This is a genomic window from Microvirga sp. P5_D2 (assembly GCF_054049475.1).
Genome location: NZ_JBFUMH010000029.1, coordinates 1 through 13,597, shown reverse-complemented (window position 1 = coordinate 13,597; position 13,597 = coordinate 1). Strand labels below are relative to the sequence as shown.

Below are 13,597 nucleotides of genomic sequence, written 5' to 3'. Positions count from 1 at the left end.
CTTATCCATTATTAATCTCCGTGAGATCTAAAGAACGAGGGGAGGCTGATCCCCCCTTGACTTGGGAGAGAGCTGAGCGACTGAGTTCGTCCTTGTAGTCCGACAGCCACTCACGCAATTCTTCCGGCAGATCCACGCCCTCTTCATCGTCGCAGGGGACGCCGTAGGCACGCAGGATCTTGAGCAGCTTGTCAGCCCACTCTGGCCAGAGAGTTGCTGCCTCAAAGCGTTCTTCTTCGCGAGCTTCTTCGATCAGAGCATCCACGTCCTCTTTCAGTTTGCGGTGCTCGTCCTGCTCCTCCAGCGCCTTCTTCATGCTATCGAGGAGGGACTCGGCTGCTTCGATACGTTCCCTGTTGGTGTTGTGCTCGACTATGAGACGAGCCCGTGCCTCATCCCGCTCCTGCTTGAGGCGGGTGTTCTCGGATCGCTCATTGAACATCTCATCCCGCAGTTGGGCGTTATGAATGCGAAGCGTCCGAGCTTCAGACTTCAGCCTCTCTATCAGCTCCCCTATATCCCCTGATGGGGAGGGGAGAGAGGGCGTCTCGACTGCTTCGCAATCGACCGCGCTGGCATGCTGCGCACTCGACCCCTGCGGGTTCTCGCTCTGCGAGTGCTCATCGCTTACGCGGCCCTTGGTAAGCGTATCGATGTGCTTCTCAAGCCATGCTTTTGCCCAAGCGTCGTAGTATTCGCGCTGCTCATCGCTTACGCTGGGAGCGGGAGGAAGCGGCATCCAATGGGTGGGCTCGAATGGCAGACAATGTGAAAACCAGTCGTCCAGCCAGTCCGAATAGTTCATGAAGGCGATGACGCACCGCTTGCTGTCCCGATAGGTGCCCCATCCGAGAACCGTGTCTTTGCCCTTCGGAGCCGTTTCAATCGGCTGCCAGCAACTCTGCGACTGGGTGCTGTCGGTTCTCGCGCTACGAGCGCGGAGCGCGGAGGTCACCCCCAAATTCTTCTCATCAGATACTATCGGATTAGTCATGGGAGGACTCCTTCTCCCTGCTGTTGGCGGAAGGGGAGGCGGCAATCCTTTCCAGGAGGCCAAGCCCGAAATCTTCAAGCATCATTCGCTCGAAATCGGTCGGCGTATAATCAGGGTCACGGAACTCGTATTCCTGCGCTTCCTCGTGGACGATCTCTGCGATTGCCGAGGTCATCAGAGCCTTCGCCATCTCTGACGGCTGGAGGGATGCGAGGATCGTGTCGAGGTTGGCGAATAAAAGGTCGCGCAACTTCTGYTCGGCAGCCATGACGTTGAAGTAATTTTGCGGGCGGTACTCTGCCTCGTGCTTCAGCTGCTGTAGTCTCTTCACCAGTTCCGGCGCATCGCCGCTCTTGTGGGGTGTGGGTGTCATGATGCGTCTCTGTATAATTGGAGGGGAGAGCCACTGTGCTCGACGTCGACGACGCGAGACGAAACAGTCCCAGTCGGCACAGTGGAAGGGGTGAAGGGTTTCGCCTTCGACCCGTGCTTTTCACAGATCCTTGCAGCACGGATGTTGTGCGCCTTGATGCGAATGGTCTGGAAGTTGCCCTTGATCTGGTAGCGATCGATGCCGTGAACGTGGAGCAAGTAGCGGTAGCATTCCTCCTCACCCAGGTTCTTGAGCGGAGAGTCGGCTAGAAGCCTGATGATCCTGTCAGGGCGATAGATCGCGTGAGCGGGGAGGCGGATGAGATCGCTCATTTATCCCTCCGAACGACAGAGCCATCCATCCGCTTCTTGAGAGGCGAGTTGCGGCCGAAGGGCATGGGCGTCTTGGAGCGATGGACGCCCTTATGCCGATCCTCCCGGCGCACTGCCCGAGCGAGGTTTCCCTTGTCCTCTGCCGTCTTGATCTTGTGGCAGCCAACATGGGCGGGCTTCATGTTGTCGTCGGTGTCGGCAAGCTTCCCCAGCATAGAGCGAGGAATGACGTGCTCGACTTCCCATCGCTCGCGGGTGCCGTCGATCTTGAGCCCGCATAGGTGGCAGACGCCCTTGTGCATGAGGAACAGCTCGCGGCGCTTCTTGTCGGAGAGCGATGGGCGGTCGTCTATCTTCATCGCACCTTCCTCTTCATCGCTCGCACTTCGCGACGCAGTTGCTTAATACGCAGCTCACGCAGGCGGGCTTCCTCGTTTCGGGTGCTCTGGTGCGCCTGGCGCCGGCGCTGAATGCGGCTCTGCAGGCTCTGAATTTCAGACTGAGGGGAAGCTTGCGGCATGGCTCAGTCTTCCGCGTTCCGCGCGCCAACCAGCATCGGCATCACAACAGCATCATGACCTTCGTCTGCGGGCGACAAGGGGAGGATGCGGATTGGTGAACTGGCATTGGCCTGATCGAGGAGGACGTGCTCACCAGTCATCCGAGATAGAAGGCCAACCAGATACTTGCGCGACACGACACAGCTAAACGCAGACGCTCCTGAGGCAGTATGGATCTCGGCCTCCACTTCCTCACGGGCATCCCCCAAGGAAGCGTGCTGGCCAGAGAGGATCAGAGAGGCCTCGCCAGGAGTGATGCTGATGCCGGAGCCTTTCTCGTCCAAAGCCCCAAAGCGCCCAAGCGCCGCCAAAAGCGATTGCCGGTCGACTGTTGCGCCTCTGCCCGAAGGATTAGGAAACAGGCGGACATAATCAGGGAAGCGTTGTTCGATCAGCTTCGATGCGAACCCGACATTGCCGACCTCAGCCGAGATACGGCTTTCGCTTATGGTCAGTCTAATTTCTCCCTCGTCCGGAGCGAGGCGCCCGAGGGTGGCAAGTGCCTCAGTAGGGATTGTCACCCCGGGCATGCTCTCAAGGCCGCTTGGTAGCTCCATGAAGCACCGCGACAGGACGAAACCATTTGTGGCGGCAAGCGCCAGCTTTCTAACACCACGATCCTCAGCGATATGGAGATGAGCGCCCCAGAGGAACGTCCGATCCTGTGCCGTAGCGACCGCGAAAGCCACTCGCGAGATCGCGCGCTTCAGATCGGCGCCAGGCACCTCGAACGGTGCGCCCTGCGGAGCTCCGATATCTGGAAGATCTATGGCTGGCAGTACGGACAGCCTGTAGCGTGATCGGCCGGACGCCAGAGAGCACCGCTTGCTCGCTGGATCGCTTTCGAGGCGAACTTGGGCCCCCGCAGCAAAGCCTGACACGATATCACGCATGGCGTCACCGGGGAGGCAAATCGCTCCAGGCCGATCAATATCGGCGGGAATGGCGGCGACCGTCTGGCGCTCCAGATCGCATGTCTGAAGTAGGAGCTGGTCATTCTCGGCCACCGCCCTGACGAAACCGGTAACGGGAATAATCGGCTTCTTCGCCAGCGTGTCGGACACACGCTTAAGAGCATTGTCGAGCGCCGAGCGCTCAACAGAGAGCGCCATGTTTAAGCTGTTCATAGGGCCCCTCAGAGCTGGAAAGCGGTTTGGACGAAGACGGGAACTGTGGGCGGCGCGAATACTAAGAGCAGCGGCGTCATGGCCTCGTCGTAGGACTCCTGACATTTCGCGTGGCTCTCGAACTTCGGCTTGCAAAAGCACTCGACGCGACGGGCGGCATCCAGGATCATCCCGGCGTCGAGCAGGCTGATAGCTTCTTCCGCCAAGGCACTTGCTAAACTGTGGTCCGCGGCGCTCGGCCCTGTGGGCTCTTCATCATCTTCGGAAGCGAAGTAACGGAAGTCGGCCGCCTCGGTCGTCAGAAAGGTGTCGAGCATATCGCGCGCCTGGCGCAGCTCGTTATCGTGGAGAAGCTTGAGAACTTCGCTGAAGACATCCTCGATGTCTCCAAAGGCAGTGATGTCGTTGAGATGGTACATGCTCACCACTCCGTTGAGGGATCATCAAAAGCTTCGCGGAGMCTCTGCTCCGGCGTGGATGGCGGGCGGTACCGCGCATTGATCTTGTCAAGCTGCCGGCGCTCATGGCGCAGGGACGCCACACCAAGCCAGATGATCAGCAGGATCACTGGCACGACGATAAAAAGGGCTTCCATCAGATTCCCCAGCAATTGGAACGGCGGTATGCGTCACGCGCGATCTCATCGCGCTCTGCGTCTGATGATCGGCGTCGGCGCTCCGGCGGTGGACCGCGCAGGGGAGGGTTGGCCGCATAGCCTTTGGCGTTTGCCACGTAGGCCAGGATGGCAGAGTGACAGGTGTACTCAGCTGTACACGTGCAGCCTTGAAGCTTGCCGCCCAGATCTGCCTTGATCTCCGCAAATGTCGGACGTTCGCGCGGCTGTAGCGGCAGGCGTGTGAAGACGGAGCGCGGCAAGTGCGGCAACAGCCCATAAAGCCAGAGGCAGTACAGCTCACGCGAGGCCCAGGCGCGGTTTTTCATCGTATGGGGCGCATAGGATGTGCGTGACCGCTTCGTGTTGAGCAGAGCCGGCACGGCCGGATGATCGACATCGAACGGGTTTGCGTACTTCGCCGGCAGCGCTGTGCATGTGAGCGTCATGGCAGCACCACGAGCCTGATGACCGCAGTGATACTCACAACGAGCACGGCTGGCACTAGGGCTTGAGCGTTGCTTCTGTATGCTTTGCGAGTCGAACGAAAAGGCATCAGGCTGCCCCTCCGAAGTCCGGCTCTTCGCTATCGATGCGGTTGTCATCATCGCCGCCACAGGGGCAGTAGATCGACGCGAGATAGCCGTACTCGTTCTTGTACAGGAATTCGCCGCGGCCCTTGCAGGCGGGACACTCGTGGGCCGGGATGTAGAGTTGTTCCGCATCTGTGCAGATAAGGCGCAGGCGCCGATGGGGCGGGAAGGGGACTACGTTGCTCATTCACGCCCCCATCCCAATCGAGACCAGGGCAACAGCGGCGGCGAACACGCCAAGGCAGGCAAGCTCACAAGTGTCTTCAATAACGGATCGGAGGAAGTGCATGGGGCTCATCCCGTGTGGTGATGAGCAAAAGGTATTGCGCAATTTTTATCGCGTCAAGTCAAATGCGAATTATTTAGCGCATATTTTCGCGCCCGGCGCTGTTTTTTACTCTCCCCGTTATCCACAACTCCGATGACTCGACTCCGAAGAGCCATAGAACATAATGGGAACATAGCTCTTTGGAGACGACCTTGCCGCCTTCCTTCATCCCACCTCAGCCTGAAAGCCCGCTTCCAAAAGAGCATCAATATAAGCTCCGCATGCGGTGTTCTGATTGCCTGACTGATTCCTACCCCACCGTTGTGTTCGGGATGCTGCGCCTTTCGGCGCTCGAGGTCACACAGCGCGTCACCGAGTTTGCGTACCGTCTGGAGATGCCCTGCCAAAACTGTGAGGGCCATTCCTTCCGGCTTATTAGTTTTTTCCCTGATAGAACAAAGGATGAACGCATTGCCAGCTACAGCAGCTAAAACCTTCTACGTCGTACAGCCATTCAGCAAGGGTAAGCGGGGAGGGGTCAAAGCAGAGCAGGCCATCCAGGCGCCCAGCGAGAGCGCAGCAATCCTTAGAGGAGAGCGCATGGCAGAGAGCAAGGCCGGTGTGCTGGTCTTCTCTATCAGCGGGGATCCGGAGATGGGAGAGTTTGATGAGCCGGTATTCCTGGCGCGTCACGGTGATGTGCCAGCGCAGGACTAAACAAAAGGGCCTCCTCACCCGCCGTTGCCCAGTAGGTGAGGAGGCCTCCTAGTCCTTGAAGGCCCAATCGGAAGGCGCCCTCGCGATTTTAATGATGGTGGGACAGCGTGGTTTCAGCTTGGCCAGACAAAAACCAGAGTAAGACCGGGCCAGCATCCTAGCCGTATTCTACAATGAAGCTCACCGTGCATACAGTTGCCCCCGCCTCGTCGGTGACCCACAGGCGGAGTTGAGTGCCGCTCCATCCCCGACAGCCGACGCCCTTCAGAAGCTCCCCGGCTACAAGGACAGCATGGTTCCTGGCTGTGTGGCCGTCCGCCAAAACAGTCCCTTCTTGGTCGATGGATTCAGTATCAACGTGGGAGTGGAAGAAGTAGCGAGGCATGTGTGGATGGTCAACTCAGGTAAAAAGTCCTAGCTGCACATATGGTGGACTGGCCTACGCTTCAAGCTCTCTAAAGAAAAACCCCGGCTTGGGGCCGGGGCGGACGTTTCGTCAATGAGCCGATTTTTCGTGGGCGCGATACTCGTCCTCCATTTTAGATACTAAGTCATCTATTTGATTTTCTTCGTAAATTGAGGGATGGAATGGGGACTTTCGCAAAATCGCGACCGCGTTCTCATATGCGCTTTTGAGTGATGGGTCCTGTGGTGCGCCTAGAATGAAGTGTAGCTTGAACTGCTCTGGGTTACCGTCGGCTACAGCGGCTAGATGCCCTCGCCAGCGTCGTGCTTTGTCTTTTATCCCCTCTGCATCAGCCAAATCGAGAGAAATTGGCTCATACGCATGCCATTGACCATTTTTCCAAGCATGCTTGAACGAGATTGCGTCTGTCGCGCCGACAACAACCTTCTCCTGAAGCGGAAGCGATAGCTTCCGTTCAGCCAATTTCTCCCGAACAGGGCGCCATACATCTTCGTCTGACGTTCTATGGGGCGAGTGGGCATCATAGCGCGTCACAAAGCGCTCGTAGAGCCTCTCTAGGGTATTATCTGGGCTGTCCGTAAGGCCAGTGCCAATTGGTGACCACTGTAGAGAGCTGTCATCAGCGGGAACGGCCCTCCGAGCCAATTCTGCGGCATTCAGGTCACTATTTAAGAACCCGCTATCAGCAACTTCCTTGGTAATTCGCCTTATGCCTCTACGAACGGAATGCATCGAGGTGACGAACGAGCGTCGATCAAGATCAGGAAAAACGCCCTTTATACGTCCGACTGAGGTGCGCATTTTTGCACGCAAGATATTCCCAGACGGTACGAAAAGGACCACGCCTACATTCACGAACTCGCCAGTGATGACATCGTGCATGTATCGCAGAACTGTGTAGCTGTATGGACTTTTCTTCGTCATACCAGCACCCGCTTAATTTCAGACAGGCATCCGTCAATGTTGTCCCGGGCGTCCTTAACCAACGTCAGGGCATCCTTCACCGAATTTGAAACGCCGCCCCACTCCAAGGGCAGAGCGCTCTCATACGATGCTATTTGGTCGTCAGACAAGGCATTCCAACTGGCCTTGATCTGATCATAGTCAATGATTTTGCCTTTGAGGCCGTTGCGGAAGATGTGAAAGCCAGGGTTTTCCATGGCTCTTAAGGATCCCGTCGTCCACGGAGGCCGCCAGCCAATAACGAGCCGATGCACAAACGCGAGCTCGTGGTCAAAGATCCGAATTTCATCCCCGCGAACTAAGCAGTTTGGGTTTTCCCCACGGCGGTCTGAGTTTTGGATTATTGCGTCGAAGGTGAATATAGCAGCGGCTGTCGGCAGCATGGCATCAGATATTTCGGTTCCAATCGTCCAGGCAGAGAACTGCTTGGTCACCAATCTGGAGCCAAAAGCTACATGAGAGCTCCCATTGATCTTTGCCCTGCGCCCTGGGTCTGGGACTAAGTCCACCCATTCTCTGGGAGCCTCAACCAAGAATGGTTCTGGTACCGGGAGCCCAAGGTCAGCCGCGAGACATGCCGCTATGACCTCTCTCGCAAGATTGATCTCGCGCTCATCGCAGCATGCGGAGAATTTGGCAACGAGCTCAACCTCTGTGCCGTCGGGACACTCACAAAGGAGCACTGATGGTTCAGTTCGGCCGCGCGTGGCTGCCTTTATGAACTCGATTGGTGTAACACGCTTGAGCATTGCCCCCTGCCCATTCTCGCCTAGCGATTCCGCTAAAGGGTCGTTGGAACATCACCAGTTCCTAGGAGAAAAATCAATCGCCTGCACGCACGTGAGGGCTAGTACGTCACGTCGCTGATGATCCGACGGACAAGGGCCAAAATCCTCACCTGCCGGCCATCGTCCTCGCTAGGATCTCGGAAGGCTTTGTCTACGACCACAATCGGCCTGTGTCTTTTGCTCGTGGACCGAGGACAGAGCTCGTACCGTTCCTCGAACATTTCGAGCTGCTTCACGGACCATTCTCGGGTGTGTCCGCCGTCACGGGTCTGTTCGACCACAACAACCATCCCCTCGCGGAGCACGACCTGGCCTTCAATGTCATGGAAGTCGAGCCCAATGACCTTGTCCCCCTCCAGGATCGGTCGTGGCTTTAGGTCGTTCATCGAATCGCCGCGGACCCTGAACCCGATACGGCGGGCGTAGGGGAATTCCTTGTCCGGGTAGTCAGTCACATACTCAATGTCATCTGGCTCGAAYTCGGGAGCCTCCCTGAAAGCACCGGCCTCCACGTCGCCTACGATTGGGACGGGAATCAATTTATCCTTAATCGGGATTGCATCGCTCGGACTCGCATATGCGAGACCCTGGCTAGGTTGAGGCGAGCTTGTGGAATTGGCCTCATGCGGCTTCCACCCGAAGTTTCCAACTTGATCTGAGCCGAATGCAAGCCACTCAACGGAAGTGTCCAGGACCCCAGCCAGCTTCTTGATTGTGTCGAGCCGGGGGGAGCTGACTTTGCCTTCCCGGATGTTCCGGATTGTCGAGCCACTAAGTCCGGCCTCTTCAGCGGCAGCGCGCTCGCTTTTCCCCGTCGCTTCGAGGCGGGAAATTATACGGTCGAGTAGAGCTTGGACTTCGGGAGAAAGCGCGGTCTTTTCCATGGGATAGATATATCCCGCCTCGTTATCCGACAGGAGCGCATTTTTTAGCATTGATTTTGAGATAAATATTGCGCATATTCTTGCGCATGAGGATCAAACATCAGCTTCTCGCAGTCTCGTCTGCTTACGCCCAAGCGATCGGAAGGTCCGAAGCGAGGGTTTCCACCATTGTGTTCGGAGCCGGTAACGCCCTCTCGAGACTTCGAGAAGGTGCCGATATGGGCTCCGAGAGAATTCATAACGGCCTCCAGTGGTTTTCCGACCACTGGCCTGCGGGTGCCAAGTGGCCCTCCGAAGTTCCCAGACCGGCACCCTCCCAGGCGGAGGCCGCCTGATGCGCAAAGCACGCTACCGCCTCTGTGCCCATGGCCATCTCTGGTTTCTCACGCATGACGGCTACGTCCTTACTCTGAGGGCGCAGCGTTGAGCACGGTTTCCTCCCCCATCGGTTGTCCATGCCCCGCCGATGGCACCTGCGCGGGCGGTCGCTCCTCCACGGCTGTCCGCGCCTTCTCTTTCATCCTCGCTTCCATGCTGAGGAATATCGGCCCGAACCGTCCAGCYTTCATCTCAAATCGCTAGGCAAACATTTCATGAACACCAAAAATCCATATGCCGCCATCAAGGCCGCATTCGACGCTGATGTAGATCGTTTGGGCGGCGTCGTTGTGGCCGCGGGAAAGACGCGGGTAGGGCAAGCTCTGATCTCTCGCTACTCGTCTATCTCCGACCAGAACATCACCACGCACGTACCTGCTGACGTGCTGCACGACATCACCATGGAAATCATCCGGCGTGGAGGTGAGCCAGAAACACTCCGTCTGCTCGCGGATCTTGCTGGCTTCAAGCTTGTGCCACGTGCGCAGGCTGAGGAAGCGACAGCAGCGCCGATTGCCCGCCAGCTCAGCGATATCACCCGCGCCATGGGCGCCCTCATGACCGAGACGGCAGAAGCCGTGGCTGATGGCGTTGTGGACGATGCTGAGAAGCTATCCATCGACGTTGCCGCATCTGTCGTCGAGACGGAAGTTGCAGAGCTGCGACAAGCCACCGGGCTCGCGAAGGTCGTGCCGATTTCAACCAATGGAAAGGGCGCAGCATGAGCGGACTCGAGAGCTCCCAGCTGAAATCATTGGTCAGCCGCATAGAACGCGTCGAGACCGAGATCGCAGACTTGAATACGGATAAGCGCGACATCTACGCGGAAGCTAAAGCTATGGGCTTCGACGTGAAGGTGCTCAAGCAGGTCGTTGGCCTACGCCGTAAGGATCTACCCGCCGTTCAGGAGAGCAACGCCATCCTGGCGCTGTACTTGCAGGAGCTCGGCATGCTGGACGTGGCCTCGGGCGTCGAGCGGGCCACCCCCGAGAGCGATGGATCTCTCGCACGTGCACGTGCACGCGTACGTGAGGAGAAGCCGCCGACAGAACTGCAACGGCGATACGGGATGGGAGCCTGATCATGGCAGTTCCTTTTCCAAACCCGACGACCCTTGAGCAGATGCGAGCGAACAGCCGGCATCTAAACGCGACGTTCTTTACGCGTAGGCCGCGCATGAAGGACCGTATGCCCGAGCCGCCGGAGGTGCCAAGTCCTGAGCCTGAAGAGGGCCAGCCTTCGATACACAGCGAGCCGGTTGCCAGGGTTCTCGATGCGGTTGCAACCACTGCCAACATCTCCATCCAAGCGATGATGGCTGAAGATTCCGGGACAGCTGCGGTTGCGCGTCAAATCGCCGTGGCGGTTCTGGTCCGCTCGAACCTGGCATCCCCTACGGATGCAGCTACGATCTGCGGCCTATCCTTCGGCGCGGCCCACCGAGCGCTCGTGCGCTTCGACCCGTTCATTGACGGTGCAGCCCTGCCGATCCTGAATAGCCCAATCGCTTGCGTTTTGCCTCTTTGGAGGAACGCTATGGACGATCTGCGATCATACAGCAGATCGTCCACCTTCGGCGATTGTCTGAGGGCAGCTTCGAGAGTCTCTGGCGTGTCTGTGCACGACATGAAGACTGAGCGCCGCACCAAGCATCTTGCAAAGGCACGCCATATTGCGATGTGGCTCGGTACACAATTCACGTGCCTTTCCCTGCCATCGCTCGGGAAGGGACTTGGAGGGCGCGACCATACTACGATCCTTCATGGTTCCCGTGTCGCTGCATCGATCGCCAGCACGATCTCCGCAAGGGAAGACTGGGGCTTGCAGGAGTGGGCGGACGCTCTTTGGGTGGCGGATTGGGATGCTATCAAGAAGGGGCGTTGCTCATGATTACTGGCCTCACCCGCAAGCAGAACCAGCTCTTCCGCTACATCTCTGGCTATATCGATAGCCAGGGCATCGCGCCGACCTTGGACGAGATGAAGGACGCCATGGGCGTGAAGTCCAAGAGCTGCATCCACCGCACCCTGACCTCGTTGGAGAACCGCGGTTGGGTCAGGAGGGAGAAGAACCTCGCTCGTGCGCTCATCGTAGAGGATGCAGCAAAGGCGCGGGCGCGCCGGGCAGGTGCTGCATGAGGGCGCGTGTCTCTGAGGCATCCATCCAGTCTGCTACGATCGACCATTGGCGCGCCTGTGGTCTGCCGGACACCCTGGTGGCCGCTATCCCGAACCAGAAGGCATTCGGCCAGGCAGGATTGTGCAAAGGCTTGTTCGACCTACTGGTCATCGGCGGTCGCGTCGGCGTCGGCTTCCTCGAGCTCAAGACAGAGGCTGGGAAGCTGCGTCATGAGCAGAAGACGTTCCGCGACCTATTGATCGTCAATGGCATCTCCTATGCCGTCACCTACGGCCGCGACGAGCCCATCCGCATGCTTGAGGATTGGGGCGTTGTGCGCAAGCAGGCGAGGGCAGTGGCATGAGCATTCTCCGCCGCCGCAGGACGCGAAATTTTACCATCGTCGAAAACGAGGTCTTCAGTGACGAGAGCCTGAGCCTGGAGGCTATGGGCCTACTCGCATGGCTTCGATCTCGGCCGGATAACTGGTCCCTGTCCGTCGATCATCTGCGTAACCGCTTCAAGGTCGGCCGGAACAAGATGCATGATCTAGTGCGCGAACTGGTCGAAGCGGGATGGATCCTGCGCGAGCGTACGCGAGATCCGGAATCGAAGGCATTCAACGGCATCGAATACATCGTCCTCGATGAGCCAAAGCCTCCGACGCCACATCCCCAAAATCAGGACGTGGCCCTGATCAAAAACGGAACCGATCCTGAACAGGAGAGAAACGCCGAGCCATGTCCTGATTTGCCAGAGGTGGAAAAGCCAGAGGTGGCAAATCAGGACGACTTAATAAGAACTGAAAGAAAACAAATACCCCCCAACCCCCTAGCAGGGGGAGTGGCGGGTGGATCTTCGATCGATTTGGAAGAGATCCCCTCCAAAACAGCGGCCGCTCGCTTCGAACGGTTCCAAGCGGCATGGCCGGCAGATCCGACGATCAACTGGGAGCGTGTCGAGAGCGGGTTCTACCGCATGCCGGCCGACGACCAGGACAACGCCTGCAAGATCGCTGGCCGCTACGTCGAGTACTGCCGCAGGGAAGGGCGCAAGTTGAAGGCGCCGCAAAACTGGCTTCGCGAAAAGGGCTGGTCGGGTTTCCTCGATGTCGAGCGCAAGGCGAGCGAGGCCACGGAGCGCGGCCGCACGATGGTCTGGGTGCAGGAAGGCACTCGGGCTTGGGATGCCTGGAAGGCGCATTTCACGGCACAGGGCAAGCCGATGAAGTCGCCGACGCAGGTCAAGGCTGAKAAGGGGCTTGGCTGGTTCTTCCCATCGCTGTTCCCGCCTGACTGACCAGAGGATTTGATCGCGCCCACCCATCGATCCGCCCACACCAAGTCTGAGGCAGCACCATGAGCAAGAATCGTCGCAAAAAGCACCGCCAGCGCTACGAGACGCCGAAGCCAACTTCCACCCATTTCATTCGGCTTGAGCGCCTCCCGGTGAAAATCGACGAGAGCCGCAAATGGTATGTGGTCCGTGTGAATTCGAAGACTGAGGCGAAAGTGCAGAAGAGCCTAGAGAAGGCTGGGTTCGCTACCTATCGGCCCGTCGAGCCCGACATGGTGCGTAGACGCGGGCGAGTGTACGAGGTCGGTAAGCGGCCGGCTGCGGGGTATCTGTTCGTCGGCGTTGATCCTGATGTGTGCGGGCATAAAGAGCTTTGGGCTTATCATGACCGAGTGGTGTATGATGCAAGTGTGGTCCATGATCGGCCTTTCTATCGCGTCATGGGACCGTTTCGCGAGAAACAGCTCACACGCTTTGCCGACCGCATCAGGGCGCCGCTCGTCGCTGCACTGTGGTGTCAGGGCGAAGTGCTTGGTCATTTCCCGGCAGCCAACGCGGGTATTCTTGAGGACGAGCGTATCTTGTTGACAAACGTCTTCGAGACTCTTGAAACCAAGGCCGCGTCACGTTAGTTATTCGGTCACGAAGACTTGTGGTGCAGTGTGCTCGCCTGATTGGGCTTTGAGCTACGACCGCTTCGGGTGATGGAGCCAAAGGCCGCTGTCACCTCAAGTGCGAAGCCTGCAAGAAATTAGCCCCGGCGAGATGGTCGCGCGGGGCTTTTCTCTGAGTTCTGAGAGTTCCTACCAGCGCCGGCCGTAGTACTCGCGCCGCTCCCAGTATGGGCGTTCATAGTGGCGACGCCACCACGGACGAGCCCAAGGCGGCGGACCGTAAGCACGGCGCCAGTAGGGACGCTCTTCATAGCGCCGTGGGCGCCCTTCGTATCGCCGCTCATAGCGCGGCGGCGGGTCGTAATACTGGATTTGCTGAAGCGAAACGCCCGAGCCGTCAACGATAACTGCCGGACCTGACATTGGGCTTGCAGAAGCCGACTGGGATGCAAAACCAGCGGCAGCGAGCGCAAGAGCTAAGACCACTTTCTTTAACATGTTCACCTCCCGAGGCGATGCAACGAGACTGCGCCTTTGAGAGTGAACCCGCTC

The 13,597-nt window shown here is 58.2% G+C and carries 20 protein-coding genes and 1 pseudogene; 7 read left to right on the top strand and 14 right to left on the bottom strand.

Translation table 11 applies throughout. The features are described 5' to 3' along the window. Position 1 precedes the first annotated feature (1 nt). The 13 genes from ACXJKO_RS10670 to ACXJKO_RS10610 all read right to left on the bottom strand — a co-directional run bounded on the left by ACXJKO_RS10670 (position 2) and on the right by ACXJKO_RS10610 (position 8,639). A complete protein-coding gene (locus tag ACXJKO_RS10670) occupies positions 2–994 on the bottom strand; it encodes a DUF551 domain-containing protein (protein ID WP_457091067.1) in 993 nt (330 codons plus the stop codon). Continuing rightward, positions 987–1,367 carry a hypothetical protein gene (locus ACXJKO_RS10665; RefSeq protein ID WP_457091066.1) on the bottom strand — a complete coding sequence of 127 codons (381 nt, stop codon included), beginning with the start codon at positions 1,365–1,367 and terminating at the stop codon, positions 987–989. Before ACXJKO_RS10665 ends, ACXJKO_RS10670 begins: the two co-directional genes overlap by 8 nt. Beyond that, complete coding sequence (locus ACXJKO_RS10660) at positions 1,364–1,699, bottom strand: hypothetical protein (RefSeq protein ID WP_457091065.1); 336 nt, start codon at positions 1,697–1,699, stop codon at positions 1,364–1,366. Before ACXJKO_RS10660 ends, ACXJKO_RS10665 begins: the two co-directional genes overlap by 4 nt. Then, the gene (locus tag ACXJKO_RS10655; RefSeq protein ID WP_457091064.1) at positions 1,696–2,058 is read right to left on the bottom strand and encodes an HNH endonuclease; all 363 of its coding nucleotides are present in this window, start codon (positions 2,056–2,058) and stop codon (positions 1,696–1,698) included. The genes ACXJKO_RS10660 and ACXJKO_RS10655 overlap by 4 nt, the downstream gene beginning before the upstream one ends. Positions 2,059–2,222: 164 nt before the next feature. Continuing rightward, positions 2,223–3,371: a DNA polymerase III subunit beta gene (dnaN, locus tag ACXJKO_RS10650; protein ID WP_457091063.1), complete on the bottom strand. Its 1,149-nt coding sequence runs from the start codon at positions 3,369–3,371 to the stop codon at positions 2,223–2,225. Between the two features lie 23 nt (positions 3,372–3,394). Then, positions 3,395–3,805 carry a hypothetical protein gene (locus ACXJKO_RS10645; RefSeq protein ID WP_457091062.1) on the bottom strand — a complete coding sequence of 137 codons (411 nt, stop codon included), beginning with the start codon at positions 3,803–3,805 and terminating at the stop codon, positions 3,395–3,397. Positions 3,806–3,807: 2 nt separating this feature from the next. Continuing rightward, a complete protein-coding gene (locus ACXJKO_RS10640; protein ID WP_457091061.1) occupies positions 3,808–3,981 on the bottom strand; it encodes a hypothetical protein in 174 nt (57 codons plus the stop codon). Beyond that, the gene (locus tag ACXJKO_RS10635) at positions 3,981–4,448 is read right to left on the bottom strand and encodes a hypothetical protein (protein WP_457091060.1); all 468 of its coding nucleotides are present in this window, start codon (positions 4,446–4,448) and stop codon (positions 3,981–3,983) included. Before ACXJKO_RS10635 ends, ACXJKO_RS10640 begins: the two co-directional genes overlap by 1 nt. Positions 4,449–4,554: 106 nt before the next feature. Further along, positions 4,555–4,779 carry a hypothetical protein gene (locus ACXJKO_RS10630; protein ID WP_457091059.1) on the bottom strand — a complete coding sequence of 75 codons (225 nt, stop codon included), beginning with the start codon at positions 4,777–4,779 and terminating at the stop codon, positions 4,555–4,557. Positions 4,780–5,734: 955 nt separating this feature from the next. Then, complete coding sequence (locus tag ACXJKO_RS10625) at positions 5,735–5,962, bottom strand: DUF6894 family protein (protein ID WP_457091058.1); 228 nt, start codon at positions 5,960–5,962, stop codon at positions 5,735–5,737. Positions 5,963–6,073: 111 nt separating this feature from the next. Beyond that, on the bottom strand, positions 6,074–6,928 hold the full coding sequence (locus ACXJKO_RS10620) for a DUF3037 domain-containing protein (protein ID WP_457091057.1): 855 nt from the start codon (positions 6,926–6,928) through the stop codon (positions 6,074–6,076). Continuing rightward, positions 6,925–7,716: a HipA family kinase gene (locus ACXJKO_RS10615; protein WP_457091056.1), complete on the bottom strand. Its 792-nt coding sequence runs from the start codon at positions 7,714–7,716 to the stop codon at positions 6,925–6,927. Before ACXJKO_RS10615 ends, ACXJKO_RS10620 begins: the two co-directional genes overlap by 4 nt. A 98-nt stretch (positions 7,717–7,814) precedes the next feature. After that, complete coding sequence (locus ACXJKO_RS10610; RefSeq protein ID WP_457091055.1) at positions 7,815–8,639, bottom strand: LexA family protein; 825 nt, start codon at positions 8,637–8,639, stop codon at positions 7,815–7,817. A gap of 593 nt (positions 8,640–9,232) precedes the next feature. On the opposite strand from ACXJKO_RS10610, the gene ACXJKO_RS10605 reads away from it, so the two are divergent. The 7 genes and pseudogenes from ACXJKO_RS10605 to ACXJKO_RS10575 all read left to right on the top strand — a co-directional run bounded on the left by ACXJKO_RS10605 (position 9,233) and on the right by ACXJKO_RS10575 (position 13,063). Beyond that, the gene (locus tag ACXJKO_RS10605; RefSeq protein ID WP_457091054.1) at positions 9,233–9,742 is read left to right on the top strand and encodes a hypothetical protein; all 510 of its coding nucleotides are present in this window, start codon (positions 9,233–9,235) and stop codon (positions 9,740–9,742) included. After that, a pseudogene (locus tag ACXJKO_RS10600) lies at positions 9,739–9,969 on the top strand (DUF2312 domain-containing protein); the annotation flags it as partial. The gene ACXJKO_RS10605 and the pseudogene ACXJKO_RS10600, both read left to right, overlap by 4 nt. 131 nt (positions 9,970–10,100) lie before the next feature. Further along, positions 10,101–10,907 (top strand): helix-turn-helix domain-containing protein, encoded by an 807-nt coding sequence (locus tag ACXJKO_RS10595; RefSeq protein WP_457091053.1) that lies wholly within the window; start codon positions 10,101–10,103, stop codon positions 10,905–10,907. Continuing rightward, positions 10,904–11,155, top strand: a complete 252-nt coding sequence (locus tag ACXJKO_RS10590) for a LexA family protein (RefSeq protein ID WP_457091052.1) — start codon at positions 10,904–10,906, stop codon at positions 11,153–11,155. Before ACXJKO_RS10595 ends, ACXJKO_RS10590 begins: the two co-directional genes overlap by 4 nt. Beyond that, a complete protein-coding gene (locus ACXJKO_RS10585; RefSeq protein ID WP_457091051.1) occupies positions 11,152–11,499 on the top strand; it encodes a hypothetical protein in 348 nt (115 codons plus the stop codon). Before ACXJKO_RS10590 ends, ACXJKO_RS10585 begins: the two co-directional genes overlap by 4 nt. 188 nt (positions 11,500–11,687) lie before the next feature. After that, positions 11,688–12,434, top strand: coding sequence for a hypothetical protein (locus ACXJKO_RS10580; protein ID WP_457091050.1), 747 nt, complete (start codon positions 11,688–11,690; stop codon positions 12,432–12,434). 59 nt (positions 12,435–12,493) lie between these two features. Continuing rightward, positions 12,494–13,063 carry a transcription termination/antitermination NusG family protein gene (locus ACXJKO_RS10575; protein WP_457091049.1) on the top strand — a complete coding sequence of 190 codons (570 nt, stop codon included), beginning with the start codon at positions 12,494–12,496 and terminating at the stop codon, positions 13,061–13,063. Between the two features lie 171 nt (positions 13,064–13,234). Here the strand turns inward: ACXJKO_RS10575 and ACXJKO_RS10570 are convergent, their stop codons facing one another. After that, complete coding sequence (locus tag ACXJKO_RS10570; protein WP_457091048.1) at positions 13,235–13,543, bottom strand: hypothetical protein; 309 nt, start codon at positions 13,541–13,543, stop codon at positions 13,235–13,237. Positions 13,544–13,597 lie beyond the last annotated feature (54 nt).